Annotated in this window: 7 protein-coding genes and 4 pseudogenes; 6 read left to right on the forward strand and 5 right to left on the reverse strand. The window is 36.0% G+C overall.

The annotated features are described in order from the left end of the window. Positions 1-79: 79 nt before the first annotated feature. On the forward strand, positions 80-925 hold the full coding sequence (locus MPH60_RS25465; RefSeq protein ID WP_010731423.1) for an AraC family transcriptional regulator: 846 nt from the start codon (positions 80-82) through the stop codon (positions 923-925). Between the two features lie 327 nt (positions 926-1,252). Beyond that, entirely contained in the window at positions 1,253-2,098 is an 846-nt protein-coding gene (locus MPH60_RS25470) for a CHAT domain-containing protein (RefSeq protein ID WP_241594655.1), read from the forward strand. A 231-nt stretch (positions 2,099-2,329) separates the two neighbouring features. Here the strand turns inward: MPH60_RS25470 and MPH60_RS25475 are convergent. Next, positions 2,330-2,741: pseudogene (locus tag MPH60_RS25475) on the reverse strand (cytidine deaminase). 58 nt (positions 2,742-2,799) lie between these two features. Then, entirely contained in the window at positions 2,800-3,366 is a 567-nt protein-coding gene (locus tag MPH60_RS25480) for a site-specific integrase (protein WP_241594656.1), read from the reverse strand. Positions 3,367-3,569: 203 nt separating this feature from the next. Between MPH60_RS25480 and MPH60_RS25485 the strand changes: the two genes are divergently transcribed. Further along, complete coding sequence (locus tag MPH60_RS25485; protein ID WP_241594657.1) at positions 3,570-6,557, forward strand: Tn3 family transposase; 2,988 nt, start codon at positions 3,570-3,572, stop codon at positions 6,555-6,557. A 214-nt stretch (positions 6,558-6,771) separates the two neighbouring features. Here the strand turns inward: MPH60_RS25485 and MPH60_RS25490 are convergent, their stop codons facing one another. After that, positions 6,772-7,155, reverse strand: coding sequence for an HTH domain-containing protein (locus tag MPH60_RS25490; RefSeq protein ID WP_241594658.1), 384 nt, complete (start codon positions 7,153-7,155; stop codon positions 6,772-6,774). A gap of 212 nt (positions 7,156-7,367) precedes the next feature. On the opposite strand from MPH60_RS25490, the gene MPH60_RS25495 reads away from it, so the two are divergent. Next, positions 7,368-7,868 carry a hypothetical protein gene (locus MPH60_RS25495; protein WP_241594659.1) on the forward strand — a complete coding sequence of 167 codons (501 nt, stop codon included), beginning with the start codon at positions 7,368-7,370 and terminating at the stop codon, positions 7,866-7,868. A 212-nt stretch (positions 7,869-8,080) separates the two neighbouring features. Here the strand turns inward: MPH60_RS25495 and MPH60_RS25500 are convergent. Next, positions 8,081-8,221: pseudogene (locus MPH60_RS25500) on the reverse strand (recombinase family protein); the annotation flags it as partial. Between MPH60_RS25500 and MPH60_RS25505 the strand changes: the two are divergent. Beyond that, a pseudogene (locus MPH60_RS25505) lies at positions 8,222-8,446 on the forward strand (Tn3 family transposase); the annotation flags it as partial. Positions 8,447-8,459: 13 nt separating this feature from the next. Here MPH60_RS25505 and MPH60_RS25510 read toward each other — a convergent pair. Continuing rightward, positions 8,460-8,588 (reverse strand): hypothetical protein, encoded by a 129-nt coding sequence (locus MPH60_RS25510; RefSeq protein ID WP_442957032.1) that lies wholly within the window; start codon positions 8,586-8,588, stop codon positions 8,460-8,462. Between the two features lie 30 nt (positions 8,589-8,618). Between MPH60_RS25510 and MPH60_RS25515 the strand changes: the two are divergent. Beyond that, positions 8,619-8,843: pseudogene (locus MPH60_RS25515) on the forward strand (Tn3 family transposase); the annotation flags it as partial. Between the last annotated feature and the right edge of the window lie 70 nt (positions 8,844-8,913).

Below are 8,913 nucleotides of genomic sequence, written 5' to 3' on the forward strand. Positions count from 1 at the left end.
TACCAACATTTTTAGGCATGAAATGTCGGCAATTATTATCTATTTTGTTTTAAAGTAAATATTGAAAGGGAGTAAACTTATGGATTGGCTAGAAAGAATGAACAATGCGTTAAACTACATTGAAAATAGCTTGAATGAAGAAATAGACTACAAAGAGATTGCAAAAGCAGCTAATTGTTCTGAGTTTCATTTTTCAAGAATGTTCTCTTCAATCTCAGGTATATCGCTATCAGAATATATTAGACGTAGACGGTTAACACTCGCAGCATTTGAAATTCAAAAAAGTGATATTCGGATCATTGATGTGGCAATTAAATATGGTTATGTTTCTTCTGATACTTTCTCACGTGCTTTTCAAAAAATGCATGGAGTAACCCCTTCAAATGCTCGTAATAGAGGGGTACAGTTAAAAGCCTTTCCCAGAATTTCCTTTCAAATTTCTATTAAAGGAGATACCGAGATGGAGTACAGAATTGAAAACCTTGATTTTGAATTAAGAATTGTTGGAAAAAGTAAGCCAGTAAAAACAAGCAGAGCATTTAAAACAATCCCTACGCTTTGGAACACTGCGAAAAAAGATGGATTTATGCAAGAACTAGTAGATATGTCATGGGAAAATCCAAAATGCACGCTTGAAAGCCTTCTGGGGGTTTGCGGAAAAGAAGCTGCCATAACAGATGAACAATTTTCCTATTTCATGGGCGTAAGATACGATGGGGAATCCCCAGAAAATATGGAGACGCTTATTATTCCCGCAAGTACATGGGCAGTTTTTCCGAACATAGTGGATGCATGGAAACGTTTATATTCCGAGTGGGTCCCTACCTCCGAGTATGAACTTGCAAATTTACCGTGTATAGAATGTTATTACGGTCCGAAGCATAAACCAAGACACGAACTCTGGGTCCCTGTTATCCCGAAGTAAATTACATATTCAGTAATAGAATGCTGTTTATGGAGTAACGAAAAAAGAGCCTAATTTCTCAATTTAGGTGATGGGAAATCAGGCTTTTTATATTGGAAATTCCTTATCGTTGTAAATCCGCATTTTCCTGACGCTACCCCATACAGAAATAATGTTGCTAGAAAGAAAAAGGAATTATCAAACTTACAATCTGATAAAGCTAGTGAAATAAAAAAGGCATCAGATAGTGAAAAAAAAATTATTGCAGCTAAAAATAGTATTTCACGTACAAAAAGCGAATCTATTATACGCTCAAAACTTAGAGATATTGAACGATACAGCAATAAATTGGCTACGTGTAATAAAAAAATAGCAATCCTAGAAAATAAAATAGCAAGTAAATCGAAAGAAATAGCTAGTGAAGAGAAAAAAATACAAAATGAAGAAACAAAAGAATTTAAAAAAAGAGAGCAAATTGAAGCCAAGAGAAAAAAAGAGACTCAAAAACATATGAAAGATTTGCAGAGCTCTATAGCTAAACACGATTCACTTCATATACAGACGCAAAAAGAAATTGCTGATTTAAGAAAGGTCCCTGAAAAGATAACAGTTTTATTTATAGCTTCTAATCCCCTTGACCAACAACAACTCCGTTTAGATGAGGAAGCAAGGGAAATTGAGTTAATGATAAGAAAATCTGAATATAGAGATTCAGTTTTTTTCGTAACTAAATGGGCAGCGAGACCACTGGATATTCTACAAGCTATCAATGAAATTAATCCAACCATTATACACTTTAGTGGGCATGGATCTGATGAAGACGAACTTGTTTTTCAAGATAACTCTGGGAAAACAAAACTTATTGCCAAAGAGGCGATTGTTCAAACGATGGTGTCTACATCAGATGATATTAGATTAGTATTTTTCAATACATGTTTCTCATATGGACAAGCAGAGTCCCTTATAGAACATGTAGATGCAGCAATTGGAATGAATACAACAATTGGGGATGATGCAGCACGCATTTTTGCAGCACAATTTTATTCAGCAATAGGTTTTGGATACTCTGTTTATAAAGCATTTCAACAGGCAAAATCTGCATTAATGCTGGAAGGTATCCCAGAGGAAAACACGCCAGAGCTTTATGTGAAAAAGAGTATAGAAATTCAAGAAATGATACTTGTTAACCCTTAATAGCTTTATAAATGGGGCCGGCAAGGGTAAAACGTAATGTATTGAAAATCACACCACTGGTTGCCTTAATGGCAACCTAAAAGCAATTGTCCTTAAGGATGGGGTACCGCCAACATTTTAACGAAAATATACGCTAAGACAAAATATGGATTATAAAAGCCTATTTCCCTTACGCTAAGGAAGAATAGGCTTTGTAAAAAAACAGTAACTCATAATTATTTTTCGTGGGCATTATTCATTAAACAGTTTGTAGGCTGCTGACCAATGATATGGTTGTACTTCTGCTAAAGTTTTAAAAACTAAATCTTTTCCTGGTAAACTAACTGCTACTTTAACGTTTGGTCCCCAGTAAAAAAGTCTTTCTTGGCATATTCCGCAAGGAGACAAAACTTTAAACTCAGAATTCTCATCATCACGAACTATACAAATTGAAATGTGTTACTTTTTTGTTCATCTTATGAGCTTCTAGTATTGATCCTGTTTCCATGCATAGATTTGTGGAATCATTAATTACCTCAGGTGCTATACTGGTAAGAATTGTACCGTCCTCTAAGCAAACTGCTGCGGCTCCACCCCAGCCTTCAGAATATCTTCTTTTTATTAGATCAGTAACAGTTTCGAATAACTTTTGTTCAATATCCACGTAATTCATCCTTTCAAAGGTCAATCACGCACAGGCTATAAGTAGCGCGCTTCCTCTTTCATAGATTTAAATTTAAATACACGTTATCGAGATCATCCTGTGTCATGCCAATATAGGCCAAGGTAACGCTTGGTGCGGAATGATTAAACAATTTTTGAAGAATTGAGAGGTCGACACCCGATTGATAAGCATGATAGCCAAAGGTTTTTCTTAGCGTATGAGTTCCAATTTTCTCTTTATTTCCAACGGCTCTTGCTGCCTCATTAATAATACGATAGGCTTGTTGTCGCTTTAATGCTTCTTTCCCTTTCCTGGAACGAAATAAAGGTTCATTCTCTTCATAATTTCTTGTCATCAAATACTCCCTGATCGCTTTTTTGGATGTATCCCCGATAGGGAAATCCTTGATTTTTCCCGTTTTTAGTTCCCGAAGGGAAATGCGGTCCTTAATATTACGTTTTTCGTCGATTACATCAACAATTCTTAATTGGAGTAAATCACTAATCCTGAGTCCTGAATTAATTCCTACATTAAAAAGACAGTAGTCTCTAATATTAGTCGATTTTAAGATTTTCTTAATCGCGTTGATTTGTTTTCGGTCCCGAATGGGTTGAACATATTCCAAAATGATCCCTCCAAAACTATGATCCTTAACGTATATTATTATATATTATGTATGATTCAAAAGCTGGGCAAAAATACGACCGTTAAAAAAACCTTTGAAAACCCTTATTTACCAAGGAGTTTCACTTTATTCCGAATGATACAAAAGATAGTTATGTATCATTCGGAATAACCACTTTTTCTTAAGAAAGGAGCTCTTATATTATGTACGCCCGAGTAAGAGAATTACTAACTTTAGAGGAACGTAAAACGTATATGTCGATTCCTAACGAATTAGATGAATGGACATTAGGTACATATTTCACACTTAGCCAACATGATTTGGATGTCACTCTTCGCCATAGAAGAGACTATAATCGTTTGGGTTTTGCGGTACAACTTTGCATTATCCGATTTTCAGGATGGACGTTATCTGATATGGATGAAGTTCCTTCAAAAGCCATTTCCTATATCGCCAAACAAATTAAAGTGGAGCCAAATGAGTTTACAATGTACTCAAAACGAGTAGCAACGAAATATGAACATTTGGTAGAAATCCGTAAAGAGTATGGGTATCGAACGTTTACAACTTCAGAATATCGCCAACTTTCTAGACTTCTGTTCGATGATGCTATGGCTAATGGAAATCCTATTCACCTTATCCAGACTGCAATCCAGATATTGCGAAAATGGAAAATCATTCTACCTGGTATGGCCACCATTGAAAGAGTAGTTTGGGAAACTCGTAAACGAACGGAACAACAAATTTTTAAACACTTCAACTCCTCACTAACGTCATTTCAACTTGAAAAACTGGATCGATTACTATCACCAATGCCTGATAACAGTGGGAAAACATACTTATCATGGTTAAGAGAGATTCCAGGACAATCATCTCCAGATGCCTTTTTAAAAGTGATTGAGCGATTAGAATACATTAAAATGCTTCAACTTAATGTAACAACTGAGACCATACACCCCAACCGTTTGAGACAACTATCTAAAATAGGTGCTAGATATGAACCCCATTCCTTCCGGCGATTCATCAAAGAAAAAAGATATGCGATATTAGTAGCTTATTTACTCCATTTGAGCCAAGACTTAATTGATCAAGCATTTGAAATTCACGACAGACAAATCATGACTCTTCAAGCGAAAGGGCGTAGAGCTCAAGAGGAGCTACAAAAGAAAAATGGGAAATCAGTGAATGAGAAGGTCATCCATTATGCTCGCTTAGGTGAAGCTCTTATAAAAGCACGCGAAGAAGGGTTGGATCCTTTTACAACCTTAGAAACCATCATGCCATGGGAAAAGTTTATTACTTCCATTGAGGAAGCTAAGGATTTATCTAGACCGGCGAATTATGATTATTTAGACCTCTTAGAGAATCGCTTTTTTTATCTTCGGAAATATACACCGACTCTATTAAAGGCACTTGAATTCCGTTCGACCAAATCTACACAGCCATTAATGAAAGCATTAGATACCATTCGTGAAATGAATGAATCTAATAAACGAAAAATACCAGAAGGTGCTCCTTTGGATTTTGTATCTAATCGGTGGCAAAAGCATGTGTACGAAGAAGATGGAACCATTAATCGGCATTACTATGAAATGGCAGCATTAACCGAGCTGCGTAACCATGTAAGGTCAGGGGATATTTCCATTGTTGGGAGTCGACAACACAAAGATTTTGAGGATTATCTAGTTTCTAAAAAAGAATGGGATGGTGCCTCTACAACGGGCGCAACAAGGCTTGCGGTTAATTTGTCTGTAGACCATTATCTTGAAGAACGAAGAAATTCTTTATTAAAACGCCTTCAACTCATAAAAGAAAATATTCATGATTTAGAGGGAGTTAATTTCGCTAACGGCAAACTTCACATCCACAGGCTTGAAAAAGATGTTCCGGAAAAAGCCCGACCATTCAGTGCATCCCTTTATCGTATGATTCCACGCATAAAGTTAACGAATTTACTGATGGAAGTCTCCAATTGGACAGGATTTGATAAGGAATTCATTCACACGTCTACTGGAAAACCTCCGCATCCAGAAGAAAAACCGATGATACTGGCAGCATTAATGGGTATGGGGACAAATATTGGACTCACGAAAATGGCAGAAGCAACACCAGGGATCTCCTATCGACAAATGGCAAACGTTGCTCAATGGCGAATGGATGAAGATGCTCTAAATCGAGCACAAGCTACCCTTGTCAATTTCCATCATAAAATGTCTTTATCTTCATTTTGGGGAGACGGAAGTACATCATCCTCTGATGGAATGCGTGTACAAGTGGGTGTTTCTTCTTTACATGCCGATGCAAATCCCCATTATGGTTCTGGAAAAGGAGCTACCATTTATAGATTCACCAGTGATCAATTTTCAAGCTTTTATACTAAGGTCATTAATACCAATGCTCGGGATGCTGTGCACGTCATTGATGGGTTGCTTCATCATGAGACAGATTTAAATATTGAAGAGCATTTTACAGACACAGCTGGCTATACAGACTCAGTATTTGGACTGAGTCATTTACTAGGATTTCGTTTTGCTCCACGACTCCGTGACTTAACTGATTCCAAACTATACACTATGGATATAATGGAAGACTTCGAAGAAATACACACTCTTTTTCGAGGGAAAATTAACACCAAGATCATTCGAGATAATTTTGATGATGTATTACGGTTAGCACATTCTATAAGGGAGGGAACTGTTTCTGGGTCTCTTATTATGGGCAAACTTGGATCGTATGCAAGGCAGAACAAGGTCTCAAGGACGCTTAGCGAAATCGGAAGAATAGAAAAAACTATATTTATACTGGATTACATTTTAAATGAATCGCTGCGCCGGCGTGTACAACGGGGACTAAATAAAGGAGAAGCTATGAATGCCTTAGCCAGGGCAATCTTCTTTGGAAAACATGGGGAATTACGAGAACGATCATTACAAGATCAACTGCAAAGAGCAAGCGCTTTGAACATTATAATTAATGCTATTAGTCTTTGGAATACAGTTTATCTCACAGAAGCCATTAATCATTTAAAACAAAATGGGGAATTAGATGAAGATTTGTTACCTCATGTATCACCTCTAGCATGGGAACATATTAATTTTCTTGGTGAATACAAGTTTGACTCCATAAGTAAAACTAGTTTACAGTCTTTACCGTCAATGAAAATAACTAAAGCCGAATTTCCCTTAGCGTAGGGAAATTCGGCTTTTATGTTCCAAATATTGTCTTAATGTATGTTTTCGTTAAAAAGTTGGCTGTACCCCAATCACAAAAAACCGACGGTCGTGTTTCGACTGTCGGTTCGGGTTTTGTTTATCTAACGCTTTTTTAAATTTTTAAATAGATAATCTGGATAACTTTTTATGATTTTTTTAACTGCTTAGGGTACACCTGTAGAAATAACAATATTTACTCATCGACAGTACCCTCAGTCGGATATTTTTCTTTCAAAACATGATGCAGAAACATTATTCTAACAGCTATTATAAACTTTTTCTTATCGGTTAAGGATTCTTGATTTCTCAAGAATTCTTCCAACTCTTCCGTAGTTATTTCACAATATGCAGCCAACGTCTCATAACTTAATCCTATGTCTCTATGCAATCCTTCTATAATACTACATAATCTTTGTTCTTCATCAAAATCAACAGCTGTTAAAAAGGCACTCATTTCTATTGGATGAGTGTGATACATTTTGTGATTAGTATAGAAAATCTTATTTATTACATCATCTGACATTTTGTATAATGTTTTCATTTTTTCAATATTTTCTTCAAATGTAACAATTTTCATGAATAGTTCCTCCTAATATTTATAAATTCGGCTATACAAGATTAGTAACTAAGTGTAAAATTAGGTTTTATTAACCATAATAGTTGTTATGTGTTTTTTTACTTCCAATTTTAACTAATAGTCTACTTATACTTACAAACTTTGTCCAATAATTACATAGATGATAATTACATTATCATAGATAAAAAATAAAAAGGAGATGTAAACAAAAAATGACTTTTTTAAGAAAGCTGGCTTTATTCTTTACCCTAGTGTTTGTGTTTGCCTTAATTCCTAGTTTGGCAAGTGCTGAACAGGGCAATACTGTACCTGATGGTGATCAGGAAAATTTACATATTCAGGTGCCTATTGAAAAGGTTGAGGGTTCAAATGGGGACTCCTCGAAGGATTCTTCTAAGGAATCTAAATCTGTGGCAGCTGCAGCTAGTAATGTTGGATATGTAGATGTATGGGTAACTAAGAGTCCTAAGAAAATTAATTGGAAAGTACATGTTAATCCTCCGTATAAAGGTAATGGATTTAACGGATGGTTAAGTGTTACACATTTAACTCAAGGATCAAACCAGAGGTATCACATTACTACCATGTCAGGCAGTTTGACCCCACCGATTCCTACTGGTACATATGGTGGTAGACTTGAGGGAACCCTTACTTATAATGGTTCAGTGACCGGTGTTACACTAGCATCTGGATACCTACAATGGACTAACTAATAAGTAATATATTTAAATCCCTACTTTTAGCCAAATATTATAAAAAACCACTTACTGGTAAGTGGTTTTTTTGTTGCACCGGGATCCGGCGCAGCTGCAGCATTTTATCGTGGGACTTATTCTTCTTTTAAACCTGGCCACTTTCCTTTCGATGGCCGGCCATTACCTGCCGGTTCCGGTTTCCGGGGATCCGGCACGCAGCAGCAGTACCCTCATATATTGCGGACTTTTTTCGCACGAATCAATGTACTTTTACTAATGTCAGTTTTTTCATAGACTTCTTTATAGGAATGAGTGTTAAGTAGTTCTAGTGCATGCTCAATCTGCTTTTTATTAAACTTCTTGGGTCGTCCTTAATTAATGCTATTAGTCTTTGGAATACAGTTTATCTCACAGAAGCCATTAATCATTTAAAACAAAATGGGGAATTAGATGAAGATTTGTTACCTCATGTATCACCTCTAGCATGGGAACATATTAATTTTCTTGGTGAATACAAGTTCGACTCCATAAGTAAAACTAGTTTACAGTCTTTACCGTCAATGAAAATAACTAAAGCCGAATTTCCCTTAGCGTAGGGAAATTCGGCTTTTATGTTCCAAATATTGTCTTAGCGTATGTTTTCGTTAAAATGTTGGCAGTACCCCTTTTACTAATGTCAGTTTTTTCATAGACTTCTTTATAGGAATGAGTGTTAAGTAGTTCTAGTGCATGCTCAATCTGCTTTTTATTAAACTTCTTGGGTCGTCCTTAATTAATGCTATTAGTCTTTGGAATACAGTTTATCTCACAGAAGCCATTAATCATTTAAAACAAAATGGGGAATTAGATGAAGATTTGTTACCTCATGTATCACCTCTAGCATGGGAACATATTAATTTTCTTGGTGAATACAAGTTCGACTCCATAAGTAAAACTAGTTTACAGTCTTTACCGTCAATGAAAATAACTAAAGCCGAATTTCCCTTAGCGTAGGGAAATTCGGCTTTTATGTTCCAAATATTGTCTTAGCGTATGTTTTCGTTAAAATGTTGGCAGTACCCCT

The sequence above is a fragment of the Peribacillus sp. Aquil_B1 genome, assembly GCF_022603275.1.
Taxonomy (GTDB): domain Bacteria; phylum Bacillota; class Bacilli; order Bacillales; family DSM-1321; genus Peribacillus.